Raw genomic sequence first — 19,130 nt, 5'->3', positions numbered from 1 at the left:
AACTTTATCTGGCTATTTCGATACCGAGATAATAAACTGTTTAAGTGTTGAGAAATATTGATCTCGAAATCCTTGAATATCATTATGCCCCGCATGTTCAATTAATTTGATGCTGATTTTCGAAGATTTCACTAAATTTACTTTAATATCATTGGCTTGGGTGACAGGAATGATCCAATCTTGAGCACCATGAAGGATGAGTGCTGGAACTTGAATTTTTTGAATTCGAATCTTATTTGACCATGGTTTTATTACTTCTGGGGTTAATTCTGGTACATTAAACATAAATAAATTTCGCATAAGGGTATATGTATCACAAAACCCACTTTCTAATACAATTCCTTCTAAGTGTGGGGGATTATGTGAGGCTATTTCTACAGCACACACGCTTCCCAAGGATCTTCCAAAGAGGATTATTCTTTGAGAATATTTATGGTTCTGAAGCCATTGAGAAATATTTTTATAAATTGGTAATGAATCTTGGATTAATTTCAGATAAGTTGGCCTTCCATCGCTAAATCCATAACCTCGAAAATCCATGATGGCGCAGTTAACTCCACATTTTAAATACCGATCTATAATATCCTCATATTCCATTGCAATTTCTCCATTTCCATGGAACATCAAGAGTGTGGGTTGTGAAGACTCTCCTAAATAAAATAATCCACCAATAGAAATTCCATCCTTCATTGTTATCTCTAAAATGGAACAATCTGGGTCTAATTCCGTTGGTTTTTTGATTTTTTGTGGATAGAAAATAAAAGACGAATTATGTGAATCATTCAAAAACGTTTCAATGTTGAATTCCAAGGAAAACACCTTCGAGTAACCATTGATTTTTTAGCCTAAAAAGGTCTATTAGCTTTGAGAAACATGGCTACAGAATGGATTGTTCCTACGATATTAGCGGTAGTATTTGGAGTGTTGTTTTATTTAGTTGATTTTTATCATCATCATGTTCGGATTCATAAATCTCTTATTGCAGGTATTTCCATTGCATATTTCTTCCAAGTCGTTCTTCCAGAAATTTCGGCAGGTCTTCCAGTATATCCATTGCATTTAACCGCGTTTGAATACTTCTTCGTGTTACTTGGGTTCACCTTCATTCATATCTCTGAAAAGTTAATTCTTCAACGGGTTGAATATAAGTCCCAACATCGTGTTCGGGAATTAGTACAAAAGGAAAAATCTTTGGAATTAGTTGAAGATAATATTCATGACATCATTAATAATGAACTAAATGAAGAAGAACTACATACAGATGCTTTGCGTGAGTTAGCTAAAACAACTAAAGCTTTGAAAATTCAAGAAAATCAAATCCGCTCAGAAATTCAAACAACTAAAATAAAAATTCATGATCATATTAACAAAGATTGGGATGAGTTGCAGTTTTTTACAGGATATTTTTATCATTTCTTAATAGGGCTCATTATAATCGGATTATTGTTGGTAGATCTTCTATCTGGAATACTATTTTTCCTGTTTGCCTTTTTTATGGCCGTAGTTTCTAAACGGGAGGGAAAACAAGTCATTTTTTCAGATTTGGATATCGAAATTATTGTGGGACAAAGTGGAAAACGTAAATATATTTTAGCTTCCTCAGCAATAACGGGTGTAGTCTCAGGTATTGTCATTGATCTGGCTTTTTCACTAAATTTAGAATTTCTATACATCCTTTTTTCCTTTATCTCAGGGGTTATTTTATATACAATTGTCAGAGAAGTTATTCCCGAAAAAGAAAAAGGTAAACCATTTTATTTCCTCTTAGGATTTTCTGTTTTTAGCCTTTTCATCTTATTTGTTCGGTATTTGGAACTTCAAATTTAAAGGTGGTCTATATAAATGATCATCTGCGGAGAAATTAATGACAAATAATGGGCTCGATTTTTTTTACATAGTTGCATTTACTCTATTATTTTGAAAACCAATGGTTAATCCTAAACCCACAATTGTTGTTGATTTCGATAAATTTGTTCCTTCAATGCATACTATCGAAACTTACATCGATCTCATGCATGGCGAATTGAACTTAAATGAAGAAAAAGAATTTAGAAATGAAACAGACGACCTCGCTTTAACCGAAGAAGAAGCACAATACTTAGAGGAACTAATCAAAGAATTGGATACTCCATCAAAAAGTCTCTACATCTAAATTTTTTTTCCATTTTAAGAACCAGATAATATTTAAAAATAAAAAATGATGTATTTGTTTTAATAATCCTCATCATCGAGAATGAAATTACTGATGAGAATCACGATCAAAACAATTTTTTGAATCATTGGTTGGTAATCTTCCAATCCGATGATTGCCACAAGGAAATAGGCCACGAAACACAAGAGAATAAATAATAGAAAGATTTTATCCCCTGTCATATTTCGACTCTCTTGAGTATCTACACTAATTTTATTTGTTCCATTTTGATACCTCAGAAATTGACAAAGGGCATTATAAATAAATAACATTAGGACAAAAAAGCCTGCCCCAAAGCGGTGAACATATTCGAAAGCGGGGACATCATAGGAAAAAATGGTTGTTAATGCACCCAAATAGACAATAATTAGCGAAATACCCTTAAGAATGTTTAAAGGATTTCGATTTTTTAGTTTCAAGTATTCTTCTGCCATCAATATTGCCATTGTACCAGACACAATCGTTCCTATAGTGAAAATGATTTGCGATGTGCGATTCGGAGTCCCCAATTTTGTGGTAGTGGACCCAAGTTCACTAATGTAGTGAAAAAAAAAGCGATAAGTATCCGGATAAAAGATCCAAGCTAAAATAATGGTTAGTGAAAACGTGATGTTGATAGCGTAAATCAAATATTTAATGCGTTTTATATTAATTGAGGTAGATTCTTCCATAATTTAATTTCAATTTATACCTTTTAATTGTTTTTTCAATTAAGCATCCTCTTTTCCTTGCCATGATTTTTACGACTTCATTTGGTTTTTTCTGACTAAGACTTCCATTCGAATTTATATAGCTAGAGTTTTCTATCATAATTACACTCCATTTTTATCAACTAAGATACATTTCGGAGGGTATTTTAAATATGGAAAATGAAAAAAAAACCAAATTTACATCACAAATTGATGAAAAAAATCGTGAATTTGATACTTTACTCCAAAAATTTAGCGCCGTTGTAGATCCTGTGGATCGGTATATTAAAAGATTGAAATTACAGGAGTTAAGATCTTGGCTATCCCAATATGGGGTTGAAAAAATAGTCCCCTAAATTTTTTTCACTCCTTCTTTTTGTCAAATGTGATATTTGGAACGTGATATGATCGGACTTGGAACTCCCGATCGATATAAATTAAATATTCGTGCTCGCAAGTATATTCTCGAGGAATCATTAGCGAAGAAATTCCGGATGGATTTGTTTTAATTATCTTTCGAGTTGACATTGATATTGGGTATAATGTCATTTCCTTGCATTTTGGACACGTTATCCAAATATACTTTGAAATTGGAGAACTTGAATCCATCAAGATTTGATCATTTTTATTGGTCGAAAAATTCAAATATAAATTTTGTTTTGAGATGTTTGTGTAAGTTTCGTTCCAATCGGTTAATATAAACTGGAATAAAAAGAAAAACTCCGCAAATAACACGAGTAACCAAGCAATATAATAAAATACGGAAAATTCCCAAGAAAAAATGATACTCACGATGGCATCAAGTAAACCTACCCCTAAAAGTGAAATTAAAGATAAAGAAATTAGAAAAATCGATTGAACTACTTTTTTTGGTTTGTTATGCATTTTTGATTTCAGCTTCACCGATGTTATTAGAATGGGAAGAATTAAGGAAGCAGTTTGTATGAACATAAGTATTCTGAGGAATAGTTTGTAATATTCGCTGAATAAAGGAATAAAATGGAGGACTATTGTAATGGAACTAATATTTATTCCAAAATGAAAGACAAACGATTGAGGGCGGGATAAATAGTAATGGAAAAATATGAAATAGAGTAAATTGGCTGATAGAATAAGTATATATTTTAATCGGGCTTCTTTTAACAATAAATAAATATAATTAGTATTAGTGGCATAGATAGAAGATGGATTAATCGCAATTGAGTATCGGATGTAGCGCATCATGGTGCTAACAAATATCGAAGCACTATAAGTTAGTAAAAATAACAGCGCAATTAGTTTAAAAATTTGCTTTTGTTTTTTGACTTTCAATGCCCCAACAATAGCGAACCCAAAACTTAATAGAAAAATCCCTAATTCAAGAATTACGTAGAATAAGGGATTAAATTCCAATTGAAAGAGCATTATAAATCATAGATCTTGTAAATTAAAAAAGATTTTGTTAATAATTATAGCAATAGAAGAGATGGAAGTTTTCTAATTCGTATCCACTATATTCTGTTTTAAAAACGAAGATTTAACCCATTGCAAATTTCTTCAGAAATGGAGCAATTGCTTCACAAATTTCGGCACCTTGTACATCTAAAGGCATGGTGTGACCTGATTCATTGAACCACCAAATTTCAACTGTTCCTCTTGTTGCATCTGAAATCCATTGTGTAATTATGGGATCGATATCATGGTCCTTTTGAGAATGAGATTCTAAGATCGGAAATTGAATTTTATCGAGATCTCTTGCAACTAATTTTGCCAAGCGGTAGAGTTGACGAACTGATTTTGTATAACAAAGGAATAAGATTAATTAAAGAAAGAGAGTTTCTCATTCTTTTTTGATTGATATCCCACCATCCTAAAAATTTAGCTGCAAAAATCTCTTTAAAAGGGAATTTTATCGTAGGAACAGTCGTTGTACATCCATCAACCAACTCTTCTTCGGCCATCCGAATGGGAACTACACCTTTCATTGATTGTTCATAAATATAAACGTGTTTGTATATTGTACGGGCTTTTGTATTTTTGAACGGATTGCTCGCAGTAGTTCATGGATATTCATACGAGTCATCATTTTCTTGGCTTTGGGTAATGATCTGATTCCATGAGATGGGAAAAGAAGGGTGACTGCATCCATACCTGTTTCAATTTTTTTTGGGCTACGGGGGAAGCTTCATAACATGTTACTGTGAAACTAAGGAGGCATAATATGATTGAATTCTTTGGTAGGTTTTTATGTGGAATCATTCTGGTTTGGCATGTGGAAGTTAGTCATCTTTAGGAAAAATAACATTAGAAGCAAAGGGAGAGAAAAATTGGGTCATCAATCTCCTATTGTTGCATTCTATTGATAAATAATTATTTTACATTCTCACAAGTAATAGTTCATTTTTGAATTTTCAGCTTTTTGAATTGTAAATAATAAAAGTAATACAAATGATTTTCATAAATTCATAAATTTGCAAATTTCTTTTTTTAGTGATTAAAACTGATTAAAACACGTTAGATGGTCGTTAAACATATTTAGTACTAAAAAACTAGTACTAATATGCATTGAAGAAAATAATAAAAAAATGAAAGTATTTATATAGTTGAAAACTATATAATACTTAGTTAAAAGAAATTTTAATCACACACACACCCAATTCACTCTAAAAACATGATCAACTATGCCTGAGATAACTATTGACTACAATATCTATTTACCGACACCCTCCACATACCTTAGCTACTTTGAAGTACTCAAATCTCACCAATTTGTTGATGATCCGGAAGTATCTCAGGAAGTGTTGGACTTGTTTTTAGATGTGATAGCTGATGAATCAGAAATTCTCATTTAATCCTTATCATTAAAACCCGAACAAAACCCTTCATATCTAAGGTGCCGCCCCTTAGCCCCTCGGTGGGATTGGCGGAAAAAAGATCCCACCAACCCCCCCTTGCTTTTCATTGAATCTGAATTTTCCTCAAAAAAAGCGGTTTTATTAAAAAAAAAGGCAAATTTTAATAAACATTTATAAGGATGAATTGAGATATTATATATTATATAATAAAAATTACTCCCATTTATAATAATCAACAATACAATCGAAGACGATTTTCCTATGGTAACTATTGACATTGATTACAAGAACTACTTACCGGCTCCATCCGTTTATTTGGCATACTTCGAACTCTTAAAATCGCATAATTTCATAGAAAATTTAGAAACTAACCAAGAAATCTTTGATCTATTTCTCGAGACTTTTGTGGAAGAGCTAGATCATTTAGAAAAATAGAAATTTTTCGCAATTCAGATTATTCCAGCCATAATATCACGACCCGTTCTACCTATAATCCCTTTTCCCCCTGGGTGGGATGGTGAACCCCCATCTCACCCTCCATGGGTATCCTGGTATTTTTTTAAAGTTCTTGATAATTCACTTAGTCCATTCTATATATTGCAAGATTTACACTATTTTCTAAGGATTCAATAATAAGAAAACCATTTTCTTGAATAAAAACTGAAATTGATCAAAGAAAAAAATACAAGAAATGAAAAAAGGAATAATTCCGAAAAAGTGCGTTTCAGGTTTATTCTGCTGCAATTACATCAGCAGCAGTAACACGTTTGCGTTTGTCGTCCTTGACAACTTTCACTGCTTTTTTTGTTAAATTTTTGGCAACTTTTGTCAATTCTTCAATTAATAGAACGACTGCCTCTTCCGCAACTAATCCGGCGCCTTCTTCTTTCATTAATCGTCTTATGGGGGCTTTAGCAATATATGTGCTTCGGGCTCCACTTGCAGCTTTTTTAGGAGCTGCTTTTTTTTTTTTTGCTGGTGCTTTCTTTTTAGCCATAATAATCACTTACTTTCTAAATTGGTAGTTCTCCGCAAAGATAACAAAACTCGATCTCAATCTTTGTTAAGTTACCCTTATTTTCCTAATCACCTCCTCCATATTTAAATCTTTACATCGAAAGCGACAAAAATATGCATGGTATGAGGCTGATCAACAAATTTTGTTCCCACAAAATCTGAAAAAAGCTTGTCAAAAAAAAAATCTTAGGTTAACAAAAAGGATTTCCAGAATCCTTAAATTAATTTCGATAAATTTTCTTCTTGAAGTTTTTCCCACAATATTAGGTCCTTAATAATCTCCATTCTGATTTCTTATGAGCAATAATTTCGACAAAAAGAAAATTCTCATGTAATTTGTAGGTGGACATAAAATCCCTTCTCCTTTATGTTCCCATTTAGAATACATGGTCCTTATTAAAAAAAATTAAGAGAAATGCATTGATGAAATATTGAATTCCACAAAAGACTATATTCTCACTTGATCTTATATTAGATGTGAAAAATCTCAGCAATCAACTCATACTCTTTCTTAAATCAAAACCTAAGAAAATATTTGTTATTCTTATCTTTTTAAGTTTTTTTGTTTATTCGGGCATCATTATTTTTGGATTTGTTCCTACCACCAAGATTATTGAAACGAGTTTCTATTCTACCTCTGACTTACAAGCTGCCAAAACTCGGGTTGATGTGGATAAAATCCTTACCGCATGGGAACCCGTTATGAGTGCTGTGATTCGCTTGTCTTTTCTTGATTATCTTTTTATCGTATCAGGTTTTATTTTATTCATTTCAATTAATTGCCTCATTCTCATATCTCTTCATGAAATCCCCAAAATTCGATATGTTCCGTTGATAGGATTTCTGGCGACTATTATTTCTCGTTTATTAGATTCTCTTGAAGATCTATGGGCAATATTGATATACAGTAATCCTGGGACATACTCTACTTTTCTTATTCCCTTACTCAATATAACAGAAAAAATGAAGTGGGTTGTGGTGGTTATAGAGTATTCTCTTGTTGGTATCGGATTGCTTTGTATTATTTATGAAAAGATAAAAGCAAAGAGAATAATCACGACAGATAAAGATTGTTAGTTGAACTAATGGGGAGAAAATTAAAATCTATTCCGTTCTATTTCTGGAAAATTATGTCTAAATTATCACCTTTCCTTAACTTTGAGGTTATGATTTTGAAACAAATAATTCCTTATCGTTTAGAATTAAACTACGATTAACGCTATTAGGGTTGATTGTAGAAATTATGTGATTTACAAATAAAAAACTTAGAAAAATTCTTGATTTTTAATCCAATCTGTTGTTAGATCGTGCATAATATCATTGGAGAGAGATGTTAAAAATTTTGCATTGATATCATCAATATATGCTACATTCTTAATGTTTTTCTGAAATATTCCTTCTACTTTATCCCGATCATAAAAAATTGGGCTCATATTTTGACGAAATACCAAACAAAGTAGTACATATGTTGATTCTGCATTTCGTTTCTGCTTTTGACTTGGATCAAATATAGTTTTACTAAATACAATTGAACGTAAATTTCCTTCACCAAAAGGAAATGGACCAAATAATCCCTCATGGTAATGCTGACCTTGTCCTAAGGTCGAAGAATACAGCATCCCACTCATATAAATTTCTTTCATGTATTGGGGGTCATCTTGATCTATATTGAACGACTTATGAAGAGTAGGTCCCATAATTTCATCAATTTTATAAACTAACATAAAACTATTGTTTATGTCATCTTCGGAGATTGATTTTCCTGCTTTTAATGAAACTACCCGATCAATCTCCTCTAAAACTAAATTTAATGACACTTCTTTGTTTTTCGTTTTTTCCTCAGAACTAAATTGCTTATATTGAGAAGTAAGGTATGTTAGTTTATCTTGAGCGTATCGAGCTTGCCGAAGAATCCCACATTCTTTCGCAAGTTCAATAGATTTTTGTAATGCTTCTTTTGCTGCTTCAGGGTTAGTATTTGAAATAATAATTCCTTTTACCATGAGTGTTTTAATATAGTTGGGCATCATTTGGTTATTTTTGGCTAAATTTGATGCGATATTGATAAGTTCAATGGCCGTTGAATGATATTTTTCTGTTTTTTCCTTATTTGAATTTAGTGATTTTAGTAAATTGTTTTGAGCTAAAAGTAATAAGGCTGTAAATTGGGGTTCTAATTCCTTAGATTTCTCTGCTAATCTTTTAGCATGGATTAGATGCATTTCTCCTTCGTTGAAATTAAGCTGAGATTGAGTTATTCGTGCTCGAAGAAGTGCAATTTTGGCTTGATTTGCGTGGTAATTCTTTTTCCAAGCATATGAATCCGCCATTTTTAAATATTCGTATGCATTTTCCATATCATCCAAATAAAAATACATTTCTGCTAATAATATTTCAAGATCTGATTTATCCAACTCAACTTTATTAGTATTTATGAAATCCAGCCCTTTTTTCAATTCTTTGATAGCTGCGACATAATTTCCTTTCATTGCAAGTAATTTTGCATAGGTTAAGAAAAAATCAATGCGAGTTGATATTGGAATTATATTGATTTTCTCCAAAATTTCTTCAAATATTTTGTTTGCAGATGATAATTCACCTAAATGTATTAAAACTTCACAATAGGAAATCATTAGTAGATAACGGGTAATCACCTTATTGTCAACTGCAATTTTTATGGATTCCTCTAAAATTTTTTTCGATTCTTGCAATTTTCCTAAATGCATCAAAGTATAAGCATAATTATTTTGCATCAAACAATATTTACTTACTTTATTGACTCCTAAAGCATACTTTGCAGCTCGTTTAAAGCAAGTGAGTGATTTTTGGATATCATCATGATATTTATAATATATTCCTGAGATATTGAACGCTTCAATCGGATCAATTTGTGAATTAATGCTATAATCATTTAAAATTTGTTTACTTTTTTCAAACGCCTCAACCATTTTTCCACTAAACATCTGCATTGTCGCATAATTCGATAAAATTTCATTTTTTTTAATTTCATCTTGTATTGATTCACAAATTGCTAAAGCTTCTTTATGAAAATTTTCTGCTTGAATAATTTTGCCTTGATTGAAAAAGATTTTCCCCAAGGTAGTGGCGACATCCGCTCGGATTCTTCCATAATTATTTATATTTGGTGAATTATATATTTCTAAAAATTGTTTTTTGGCTGTATTTTCTTGCTCATTTTCAAAATAAATATGTCCCATTTCAACTTTGATAGTAATCTCGTCCATTTCATTCACTGACGAAGATAATAATTGCTCAAATTGACTAAGTGCTTGATTTGGATTAGTTTTCTTGATTTTCAAAATGTTTCTTATTTTTTCGGTAATGGGTGATACATCCGACATATGCTTTCAATAGTCAGTTTGTCCTTTAAAATATACTCCAGAAAAATGACTTATTTTAGTAATTCAATCATTCGTTCTTTAGTCTCTCTTAAATTTTGCACATCAAAATTAAATTGGGTTGTTCCTTTTCGCGCAAAAATGGCCTCAAAATATTGAAACACTACATTTAGTAAACTATCATGATCAGACATCTCGAAATCATCTGAAACTTCATTCATACTTTCCACAAATCGACCTAAATTCCCCGCTATAAGTAATGCATCCGTCATACCTGCTGTAGAGTTGGCTGGAACATAAGTGTTCCATCCCTTTCTCCCTATGATTCCTTTTTCTTCCAGTGTATTTAACATGTGGTTTAGTACGGTCCTATCTATACCCTCAAAAATGGCTGCAATGTCTTCATATTCCATCAATCCTATCCGCGAAATCATGTTATTCAGAATTTTCTGAAGACGAATAATGTAGGGGTCTGAATATTTTAAAAATCTTCCGATTACAGGATCAATCCGCCCGTTCATAGCTTGTTTTACTAATGCTGTTCGACTGATGAATCTTTGTTCACAAAAGCGATCCCATTCTTTTAGGACGGTAGATTTAATTCGAAAAGTCAATGTTCGGCTTTCTTTCTTAAATTTTACTTTTTCAAAAAGCTGCTTTAATTTAAAAATTAGTCCTGAATCTGTGATTGGTGTAGCCATTTTTAATTCTAAATATCGGGCAACCGTAGAAGTAATTATTTCTGAAAATGATTTTTGATATTCATTACGAAGTAAATCCCAAAGAAAAAATTCCTGTTCCATTAACTTGATACCTACCACAGTGGTTTTTTTTGGGCTTACCATGAGATAGAATCGTCATTTTCCTTTATAAATTTTTTTATATGTAAATAAAGATTACTTACTATCTCCAAGGCTTCTTTAGAATATTGGTTTTAAATTTTCGGAACAACCATAATTGGGATGTTAAATTGAATTTAAGATGTAATTAAGGCTGTTTATCACTTTTAGAAATTAATTAGGCCATCCAATCGTGTATCACAAGTAATACAAGAATATATATTTCATAAAAAACTTTTGACTTTAATTCTTATTCTGAATTTAGCGGTTTTGGTATTGTTGGGTTCACTAATAAGATACGCTATAGGTGTTATATTATGGCAAAAGATAAAGAACATATGAACTTAGTCGTTATCGGACACATTGATAACGGTAAATCTACCCTTATGGGCCACGTTCTCATTGCATCTGGTGCTGTCTCTGATCGAGAAGCCCGTGAAATGGAAAAAATGGCTCAAGATTTAGATCGAGAATCCTGGAAATTCGCTTATTTCATGGATCGACTCGCAGAAGAACGAAAACGTGGTATTACCATCGATTTGGCATTCCGAAAATTCGAAACTAAAAGCAAATACTTCACCATCATTGACGCTCCTGGCCACGCCGATTTCGTCAAAAACATGATTACCGGTGCTAGTCAAGCTGATGCAGCTATCCTCGTATTCTCTGCCAAAACATCCGAATTTGGTGCAGCTATTGCTGACAACGGACAAGGTCGAGAACACGCTTTCCTTGCTAAAACCTTAGGTGTTAAGAAAATCATTTTGGCTATTAACAAAATGGATGACGCTTCCGTCAACTATTCTGAAGAACGTTTCAATGAAGTTAAGGATGAAGTTACCCGACTCCTTAAAATTGTTGGTTACAACACTGAAGCAGATGTCCACTTCGTTCCTGTCTCTGCATACGTTGGAGATAACTTAGTTGAACCATCCCCAAACATGAAATGGTGGAAAGGAAAGACTCTCTTAGGTATTTTAGACGACTTGCCTATCCCATCTAAACCAACCGACAAAGGTCTTCGAATCCCAATCCAAGATGTTTACAAAATCAAGGGTGCAGGAGTTGTCCCAGTCGGCCGTATCGAAACTGGTATGATGAAAGTTGGAATGAAAGTCCAAGTTGCCCCAAGTGAATTCGTAGGAGAATTACGATCCATTGAAATGCACCACGAAGCCATGCAAGAAGCAGGTCCTGGTGATAATGTTGGATTTAACATCCGTGGTGTGACCATGCGAGACATTTTCCGAGGTGCTGTTGTTGCAGATGCCGCTCGACCATGTTGTACCGTTCGACCAAATGGATCCATTATGGCTCAAGTCATTGTTATTTGGCACCCAACCGCATTAGCTATTGGATACTGTCCAGTTGTGCACTCTCACACCGCACAAATTGCATGCAAGTTCGTTGAACTTATTAAGAAAATCGACCCACGAACTGGTCAAGTCATAGAAGACAATCCTCAATTCTTGAAGAAAGGAGATGTTGCTATGGTTCGATTACAACCTATTAAGAAATTTCCATTAGAAAAATTCAAAGAATATCCAGAATTAGGTCGTGTTGCAGTCCGTGATATGGGCCGAACCGTATCTGTCGGTGTGGTCTTAGATATCGATCCTGGTAGTGCTCCAACTAAGAAAAAGGCATAAACTGCCCTTCTTTTTTTTATTTTTCTTTATTATTTCCAATAATTTAATGTAGCCGAATGCTTTTTGGACCATTTTAAAAAAGTCAAAGAGAGATTTTGAAAGTAGATAAGAAAAGGAAGAAAACTCTTCTAACATGGCATTATAAATAAGAAAACGTACTTTATACCAAAATGAATTTCAATTTCATTAATAGGGATAAAACGAGTATTTTGGTGGTACTCAACCTTTTGAAACTTATTGAGATGAGTAATTTATTAAAGATTTGCTTCAAGTATATTCATAGCGTCAAATAAGATTGAGAGATTTTTCAAGTATCTCAATTTCACTTGTCACAAAATCGAGATGGAGTTTAGCATTTAATTTTTTCAATTCGTGAATTTTTTCTTCTAATCCTTTATGATCTCTCTCAAAATATGTGACATAACAATCTAAGAGGCATTTATTGATAGATATGAAACATGACGGTGTTTTATTAGCTAAATGAGTTAAGCGTGAAACATAGGGTTTTAATTCTAGAATCCGAGGTGAATTTAAATTATTATTTATCCTCATTCGGATAATTTTGATTAAACTGGATGAAATATTTATTTGAAATTCGATTTTCATTCTGTTTTTTACAAACATTTCAAGAACAAGTTCTAATAATTCTGTGACTGATGCTTTTTCTTGGAATTGTACCACCATAAGTAAATTACCTAACTTTAAATAGGTTTGATCAACTTTTTGTGGATATTTATTCCACAAATCCATCATTTTTGAATATATTTCCATCGCTTTCGGTTCATTACTACAGTCTAATGAAATTAAAAAAGAAATGTATAAAGGTTCTATCTGTAGGAAATCAACCTCTAATTGATTGAAAAGTAAAATCGCCTTTTGTAGATAGAGTTTTGCTTCTTTAAACTTCTTTGTGCGCATAAATAACTGGCCTAAATTTGTGCAAATTGCTGCAATGCGGAGTAAATCATCTTTCTTATCAAAAAATTTCAATGCGTCTTCATAATTTTTCTTCGCTATGTGATACCGGCCGATATTCGAATAAATATTGCCCAAATTTATTTTATTGCTCGCAATCAAACTGTAATTGGCGCTTTTTCTTGCAATTCGAGTAGATTCTTCCAAACTTGTTATTGCAAGATCATATTCTTCATTTTTCTGTTGAATAACTGCCATATTATTCAATGTGCGTGCTATTCCTTTATCAATTGATAATTCTGAATATATTTTTCGAGTTTTCTCTAACATCGAAATTGCTTCAGGCACCTTGTCTTGGGAAAAGTTTATTCTGGCTAATATATTATAAATTTGGGCTTGTTCAACTAAAAAATTTTGTTTTTTAAGGTCTTTTTTAATGGATAGCAAGATATTCTTAGCATCGATAAGATTACCTTGGAAAACTTGAAGATATGCTTTGAAAATAAGTAATGTACAGCGTAAATAATCTTGTTCTTTTTCTGAACCTTTAAAATCATGGAAATATTGTTCAAATTCTTTTAATTTAATTTTAAGCACGTTTATTTGATTTGCACTTATTAGTTCATCTATCCAACATAAAAATAATGCGTACTCTTCAAAATCAACTGGAATTGTTGAAGAAAAATACCCTTCAAGATGTTTAATGGCTTCTTTATATCTGCTATCGATATGAAGTTGTTTTATAATAATAAATTGTTTTAAAGGTTCAGAGAGGGATGAAAAACGTGGATGGTTTTCTTCAACTTGTTTTAAAAGTATAGGATCTTCTTTATCTGAAATTGCTTTAATTTCAAAGAAAGTCGAAGATTCCATTAGTTCAGTAAGTCAAAAATATCCTAAAAAGATAAGGAAAAGAAAAAATAGACTTTATCGGAAATAAGTTTGAAATCCTTGAAACCAAAGAAAAAAACGCAAAATGGAATTTTATTTGGAGTGCATTTAAAATCTGTAATCCTCTGTTTCGAGATGCAGAATTAAAATAATCTCCTCCCACAGCTACACTATATCCGGTTCAACCATTGAAGTACAAGTTCAATAACGTTGGATCTGTCGGATTGGTTTTCTCGATTAGCACTAAGCCCTTTTCATACTAGCCCATATTTAAGGTGATGTCTTTGATGCACATTCGGTTGGGATGGCTATCTAATCTTACTTTAAATCTTCCAATTTCAACAATATTGGTCAAATCACTAATATCTGGGATTGTTAAATCTCCTGTTGAACCATGATCGACCACTAATAAATAATCTCCATGGACAATTGGGAAAATGAAATCATAAGCTTCTAAAATAAATTCTACTAATTTAGCTGTCACAGTTCATGATGTGGTCCGAACTGTATCTATCGGTGTGGTCTTAGATATTGATCCTTGTACAGCACCAATTAAGAAATAATCTTAGAAGGTCTTTTTTTTTTTATTTTTGATTTCCACCCATTTATGCTATTGAAACAACTTTCAGCCCATTTTAAAAAAACAATACACTCTCAGAAGTTAAGTAGATTCTGCAGCTTCAAAAATCATCCCATATGTATGAAAACTAACAATAATTACTATTAAAAGGAAGATGGCGCCAAAGATGAAGACGAGTGCGCCAAATACTTGTTGCAATATCTCAAGTTCCCAAATAATGCTGATAATATTGACTATATATCCTAAAATAAAGAAGAGAGTAAAGAAGGTTAGGAAGGCCCATGAAATAGGCTTTTTAATTTGTTTCAATTTCTTAATAATTTTGAATTCAAATACGACCGCTATAGCAAATAAAACTGCTCCAATTGATGAACAAACTAGAGATAAGAGAGGAATTGGATCCATTTTGATATTTTCTCCATAGAATTTTTATAACAACTCTATTACTGTTTTAAAAGCCACTTCTCCTTTTTTATATACTTTTCCATAATTTTTATTAAGGAGTTTGAGGTTAATTTTGCAATCTTCACTACGGCGAATTTTTGTAATCCTTCCAATAAGTTATGTAAGGAAATTTTGTGAGCTTCATAAATCGCAGTTAAACATAATTTTTCAATAATATTGGAGACATTTTCTATTTGATCAATCCCAATATCATCATTCCAAATAAAGATCGGTCCAATACTTGCAGAAGGATCAAGATCTGGAAAGGACACAATGTGAGTGAAATTTATTTTATCTCTCATTAGCTGAATATTTTCTGGAATAAACAGATCTTTTTGCTCGGGAAATTTTTTCTTCATCATTTTTACAAGCTTTGCCACATTAAATTCAGGATAATCAACAACAAATTCTGCATATTTGGAAAGATAGTCGAATTTATTCTTGCATTTAATTAAATGTGATTTTGATTTTATCACACAGATTTCTTCGAGACGATCTTGCAACATTTCCGATTGATGATCTAAGAACGGTTTTTGTACACTGAGTTTATATGGAAGATTGTAGGTGGTACAATGGGTAAGTTTCTCTGGATGTTCCTGAGAGTAAGTTAGAAATTCCTCAGGAGTTAAGAATAAACAAGTTTCAATAATTTTTGGAAAAACCCAAGTTAATATAGAAGCGAGGAGTTTAAACCGTTGATGATTGAAGTCATTTTCAATCAAAATAATGGGTGATTCAATAAAGCATGCATATATTAATGATCGGAGATCTGTTCCAGATATAATACTAAGTAAATATTCAAAATCGAGGTTTGTTTTGGTAATATCCAGTAGATTATTGTCATGGATTTCTTTTACCCGGACCATATAATTATTAAATTCAAATTGTGGGAGCAAATAATCTCGAACAACAAAATTTTTATCAATGTAGGCAAAGAATTTATGTTGACAGACCACATTCATAGGTATTTTTATAATTGCGGTTCCTGAATCCTTATTTTTAACATAATCTTCAGAGACAGGAATTTTTTTTTGAAAACCACAACTTGGGCATTGAATATTTACTTGTACAGACATTTTTTCTGGGATTCTCCCCTAAATTTGTGTGAGTGACAAAGATATTTATTGATTTTTTATGAGAATTTTCTAAGAATGTGTTCAAAATAACAGAATTGTTCAATAAAACTGATCATTCAAAAATACAATCTGGTTTTTATCTTTCAAGGGGTTTGGTAATATTTTCATAAACTTCTTAACCTCATTTTTCGTAGATTTCTTAAATTTCTATATTTATTTCTCTAAAACTTTGCGATAAAAATGAATTATAGCTGTATAAAATGCCTAGATAATTGAGCAATAAGAGGGAAACCTTGAAACCAAAGAAAAAAAGCAAAAAGGTGATTATAATTATGGTGTGTATTGCAAAATTTGTAATCCTCCATGTCGAGCTGCAAAATAAATATAATCACCTGCCACAGCTACACCATATCCGGCTCCACCATTGAAGTATGTGTTCAATATCGTAGGCTCTGTCGGATCAGTTACATCGATTAGCACTAAGCCCTTTTCATACTCGCTCATATATAAAATGTTGTCTTTGAAACACATTCGGTTGGGATAGCTCTCTGATCTTGCTTTAAACCTCCCAATTTCAGCAATACTTGTCGGATCGCTAATATTTAGGATTACCAAATCTCCTGTTGAACCATGATCGGCCACATATAAATAATCTCCATGGACAATTGGGAAGAAGAAATCATGCGCTTCTAACATAAATTCTCCTAATTTAGCTGGAGTGGTGGAAATACTTACGTTATATGCCTCTATATTGGTATAAGTATTCAAATGATCTGTCACATAGAGTACATCCCCTTCCAGGAAAACATTGATGCACGTTCCGGTTAGGGATTGCCTACTTATTCTTGTAGGTGTTGTAGGATTACTTATATTTAATATCTCAAAACCTAATTCCCATGCTGCAACGTATGCTAAATCTCCTTGAACTGCAACATCATAAATTTCATGTCCTGGACGGTAATGACCGATGCGATGAATTGAACTCGGATTGCTGATGTTCACAATTTCAAGACCATCATAACGATTTGCTAAGTATGCGAGGTCACCTTGAAGCTCAAAATCCCAAATCATTCCTCCGTCAATATATGAGCCAAGTAATTCTGGTGATTCTGGATCACTAATATCAATCAGCATTAGTCCTCCTGGATTATCATCTTGTGTATCAATCACATAAGCGATATTATCTCGAATTTGGACGTTCATTGTTTCTCCATTGGTATCAATTTGCCCAATTTCAGTGAAAGACCCTATTTTTCCTTGTGAATTCAATAATGATATTGTTAAAATGCTCGCACTGCCAATCAGGGCACCAATTAATATCCCAATTAGAATTTTTTTATGTTTTAATTCCATAAATTTTCACTCAGATTTCATGCAAGATAAATTGAAATTTCGAACCTAAATTCATGGATGAATTCATGGATTGGCATTTATTCAAAGTTATCTTCATTGGGTGTAAAATCTTTTTGAAAGTTAATAAGTTAATTTGAGTTTAGCTGGATGATGTGCTAAAAAATGTGAATAATGTAGTAAAAATGATTTTTAGTGGTAGTAAATTGGAGATGTAAAACTGCAATAGTTCTTTTGTCATATCAACAATCATAAAAAAAATCATAATGGGTATTCTCCTGGTGATATAAATTTTGTGATTAAAGCAAAAAGTTCAATTTAGCGCATGTTATTATTATTTTAAGGTTCATATTATGCTTCATTCAGATTTACTTGAAACTATCCCTCGAAAAATTAAATGGATGAACATCCAACCCATTTCAAAAGGATGGTCGCTGGATAAGAAATTTTACATCGAAAATGAGACTGGATCACCGATGCTATTACGTATCGCTGACGCGTGTCAGTATCAATCTAAGCGTGAGGAATACGAAAATATGAACATTCTCAGTAAACTAAACTTACCATTTCCTAATCCATTGGATTTTGGGAAATCCAATGATAATACTCATGTTTACTCTTTATTTTCTTGGATTGAAGGTGAAGATGCTGAAAAAATTCTTCCCCTTCTTAGCAAATCGCAACAATATGAATTTGGGATTGAAGCGGGGAAAATCCTTCGTAAAATCCATTCTCACACAGCTCCCGAATCTCATCCAAGTTGGGAGCAATATTATTCTCAGAAAATTCAACTAAAAATTGATGAATATCAACAATGTGGGATAAAAATTGAACATGATACCGAAATCATCACTTTTTTGCAAAAAAATATTTCTTTATTATCTAATCGTGCCCAAGTCCTTCAACACGGAGATTTTCATGCAGGTAATATGGTTATTTCTCAAGCAAACCAATTGGGATTGATTGATTTTAATCGGATGGATTATGGGGATCCGTGGGAAGAGTTTAATCGCATTATTTTTTCTTGGCGAATCAGTGTTCCCTTTGCTATAGGTCAAATTCACGGGTATTTCAACAACTGTGTTCCGGAGTTATTTTTTCAGTTAATGGCTGTGTACATTGCCACCAATGCGATTGGCTCTCTCTCGTGGGCTTTACCCTTTGGTGAACAAGAAGTAAAAGTCATGTTGAAGAATATTAAAGACATCGTAAAATTCTATGATGGTTTCCAAAATCATATCCCGTCATGGTATCAAAACCCACAAGAATTCTTGAGAAACCTTTAAAAAAAAAAAA

The 19,130-nt window shown here is 32.4% G+C and carries 20 protein-coding genes; 8 read left to right on the top strand and 12 right to left on the bottom strand.

Annotation, left to right across the window (positions count from 1 at the left end):
- Positions 1-12 precede the first annotated feature (12 nt).
- Complete coding sequence (locus NEF87_RS09690) at positions 13-690, bottom strand: alpha/beta hydrolase (protein WP_457919642.1); 678 nt, start codon at positions 688-690, stop codon at positions 13-15.
- 183 nt (positions 691-873) lie between these two features.
- Between NEF87_RS09690 and NEF87_RS09685 the strand changes: the two genes are divergently transcribed.
- On the top strand, positions 874-1,827 hold the full coding sequence (locus NEF87_RS09685; RefSeq protein WP_457919641.1) for a hypothetical protein: 954 nt from the start codon (positions 874-876) through the stop codon (positions 1,825-1,827).
- 100 nt (positions 1,828-1,927) lie between these two features.
- On the top strand, positions 1,928-2,152 hold the full coding sequence (locus NEF87_RS09680) for a hypothetical protein (protein ID WP_457919640.1): 225 nt from the start codon (positions 1,928-1,930) through the stop codon (positions 2,150-2,152).
- 59 nt (positions 2,153-2,211) lie between these two features.
- Here the strand turns inward: NEF87_RS09680 and NEF87_RS09675 are convergent, their stop codons facing one another.
- Positions 2,212-2,862: a hypothetical protein gene (locus tag NEF87_RS09675; protein WP_457919639.1), complete on the bottom strand. Its 651-nt coding sequence runs from the start codon at positions 2,860-2,862 to the stop codon at positions 2,212-2,214.
- Positions 2,863-3,053: 191 nt separating this feature from the next.
- Between NEF87_RS09675 and NEF87_RS09670 the strand changes: the two genes are divergently transcribed.
- Positions 3,054-3,236 (top strand): hypothetical protein, encoded by a 183-nt coding sequence (locus tag NEF87_RS09670; protein ID WP_371806261.1) that lies wholly within the window; start codon positions 3,054-3,056, stop codon positions 3,234-3,236.
- Positions 3,237-3,243: 7 nt separating this feature from the next.
- Here NEF87_RS09670 and NEF87_RS09665 read toward each other — a convergent pair whose 3' ends face one another.
- Both NEF87_RS09665 and NEF87_RS09660 read right to left on the bottom strand, forming a co-directional pair.
- Positions 3,244-4,284 carry a hypothetical protein gene (locus NEF87_RS09665; RefSeq protein WP_457919638.1) on the bottom strand — a complete coding sequence of 347 codons (1,041 nt, stop codon included), beginning with the start codon at positions 4,282-4,284 and terminating at the stop codon, positions 3,244-3,246.
- Positions 4,285-4,396: 112 nt separating this feature from the next.
- The gene (locus NEF87_RS09660; protein WP_457919637.1) at positions 4,397-4,633 is read right to left on the bottom strand and encodes a hypothetical protein; all 237 of its coding nucleotides are present in this window, start codon (positions 4,631-4,633) and stop codon (positions 4,397-4,399) included.
- 907 nt (positions 4,634-5,540) lie between these two features.
- Here NEF87_RS09660 and NEF87_RS09655 point away from each other — a divergent pair.
- Both NEF87_RS09655 and NEF87_RS09650 read left to right on the top strand, forming a co-directional pair.
- Entirely contained in the window at positions 5,541-5,711 is a 171-nt protein-coding gene (locus NEF87_RS09655) for a hypothetical protein (protein ID WP_371806257.1), read from the top strand.
- 264 nt (positions 5,712-5,975) lie between these two features.
- Positions 5,976-6,149: a hypothetical protein gene (locus tag NEF87_RS09650; protein ID WP_457919636.1), complete on the top strand. Its 174-nt coding sequence runs from the start codon at positions 5,976-5,978 to the stop codon at positions 6,147-6,149.
- Positions 6,150-6,444: 295 nt separating this feature from the next.
- On the opposite strand, the gene NEF87_RS09645 is transcribed toward NEF87_RS09650, so the two are convergent.
- Positions 6,445-6,711: a histone-like protein gene (locus NEF87_RS09645; RefSeq protein ID WP_371806846.1), complete on the bottom strand. Its 267-nt coding sequence runs from the start codon at positions 6,709-6,711 to the stop codon at positions 6,445-6,447.
- 497 nt (positions 6,712-7,208) lie between these two features.
- Between NEF87_RS09645 and NEF87_RS09640 the strand changes: the two genes are divergently transcribed.
- Positions 7,209-7,808 (top strand): hypothetical protein, encoded by a 600-nt coding sequence (locus NEF87_RS09640; protein ID WP_457919635.1) that lies wholly within the window; start codon positions 7,209-7,211, stop codon positions 7,806-7,808.
- 188 nt (positions 7,809-7,996) lie between these two features.
- Here the strand turns inward: NEF87_RS09640 and NEF87_RS09635 are convergent, their stop codons facing one another.
- Both NEF87_RS09635 and NEF87_RS09630 read right to left on the bottom strand, forming a co-directional pair.
- On the bottom strand, positions 7,997-10,093 hold the full coding sequence (locus tag NEF87_RS09635; protein WP_457919634.1) for a tetratricopeptide repeat protein: 2,097 nt from the start codon (positions 10,091-10,093) through the stop codon (positions 7,997-7,999).
- A 50-nt stretch (positions 10,094-10,143) separates the two neighbouring features.
- Entirely contained in the window at positions 10,144-10,935 is a 792-nt protein-coding gene (locus NEF87_RS09630; protein WP_457919633.1) for a hypothetical protein, read from the bottom strand.
- 311 nt (positions 10,936-11,246) lie between these two features.
- Between NEF87_RS09630 and tuf the strand changes: the two genes are divergently transcribed.
- On the top strand, positions 11,247-12,578 hold the full coding sequence (gene tuf, locus NEF87_RS09625; protein ID WP_457919632.1) for a translation elongation factor EF-1 subunit alpha: 1,332 nt from the start codon (positions 11,247-11,249) through the stop codon (positions 12,576-12,578).
- A gap of 285 nt (positions 12,579-12,863) precedes the next feature.
- On the opposite strand, the gene NEF87_RS09620 is transcribed toward tuf, so the two are convergent.
- From NEF87_RS09620 to NEF87_RS09600, 5 genes are all read right to left on the bottom strand, one after another.
- Entirely contained in the window at positions 12,864-14,366 is a 1,503-nt protein-coding gene (locus NEF87_RS09620) for a tetratricopeptide repeat protein (RefSeq protein ID WP_457919631.1), read from the bottom strand.
- A gap of 277 nt (positions 14,367-14,643) precedes the next feature.
- Positions 14,644-14,868 (bottom strand): hypothetical protein, encoded by a 225-nt coding sequence (locus tag NEF87_RS09615; RefSeq protein ID WP_457919630.1) that lies wholly within the window; start codon positions 14,866-14,868, stop codon positions 14,644-14,646.
- A 177-nt stretch (positions 14,869-15,045) separates the two neighbouring features.
- A complete protein-coding gene (locus NEF87_RS09610) occupies positions 15,046-15,369 on the bottom strand; it encodes a hypothetical protein (RefSeq protein WP_457919629.1) in 324 nt (107 codons plus the stop codon).
- A gap of 38 nt (positions 15,370-15,407) precedes the next feature.
- The gene (locus tag NEF87_RS09605; RefSeq protein WP_457919628.1) at positions 15,408-16,484 is read right to left on the bottom strand and encodes a hypothetical protein; all 1,077 of its coding nucleotides are present in this window, start codon (positions 16,482-16,484) and stop codon (positions 15,408-15,410) included.
- Positions 16,485-16,814: 330 nt separating this feature from the next.
- Positions 16,815-17,837 (bottom strand): LVIVD repeat-containing protein, encoded by a 1,023-nt coding sequence (locus NEF87_RS09600; protein WP_457919627.1) that lies wholly within the window; start codon positions 17,835-17,837, stop codon positions 16,815-16,817.
- Positions 17,838-18,187: 350 nt separating this feature from the next.
- Here NEF87_RS09600 and NEF87_RS09595 point away from each other — a divergent pair, with 350 nt between their 5' ends.
- The gene (locus NEF87_RS09595; RefSeq protein ID WP_457919626.1) at positions 18,188-19,120 is read left to right on the top strand and encodes an aminoglycoside phosphotransferase family protein; all 933 of its coding nucleotides are present in this window, start codon (positions 18,188-18,190) and stop codon (positions 19,118-19,120) included.
- Positions 19,121-19,130 lie beyond the last annotated feature (10 nt).

It is taken from the genome of Candidatus Lokiarchaeum ossiferum (assembly GCA_025839675.1).
In the GTDB taxonomy this organism is placed as follows: Archaea; Asgardarchaeota; Lokiarchaeia; order Sigyniarchaeales; family Promethearchaeaceae; genus Lokiarchaeum; species Lokiarchaeum ossiferum.
Note: the sequence above shows the minus strand (reverse complement) of the source record. Positions and strands in the feature narration are given on the sequence as shown.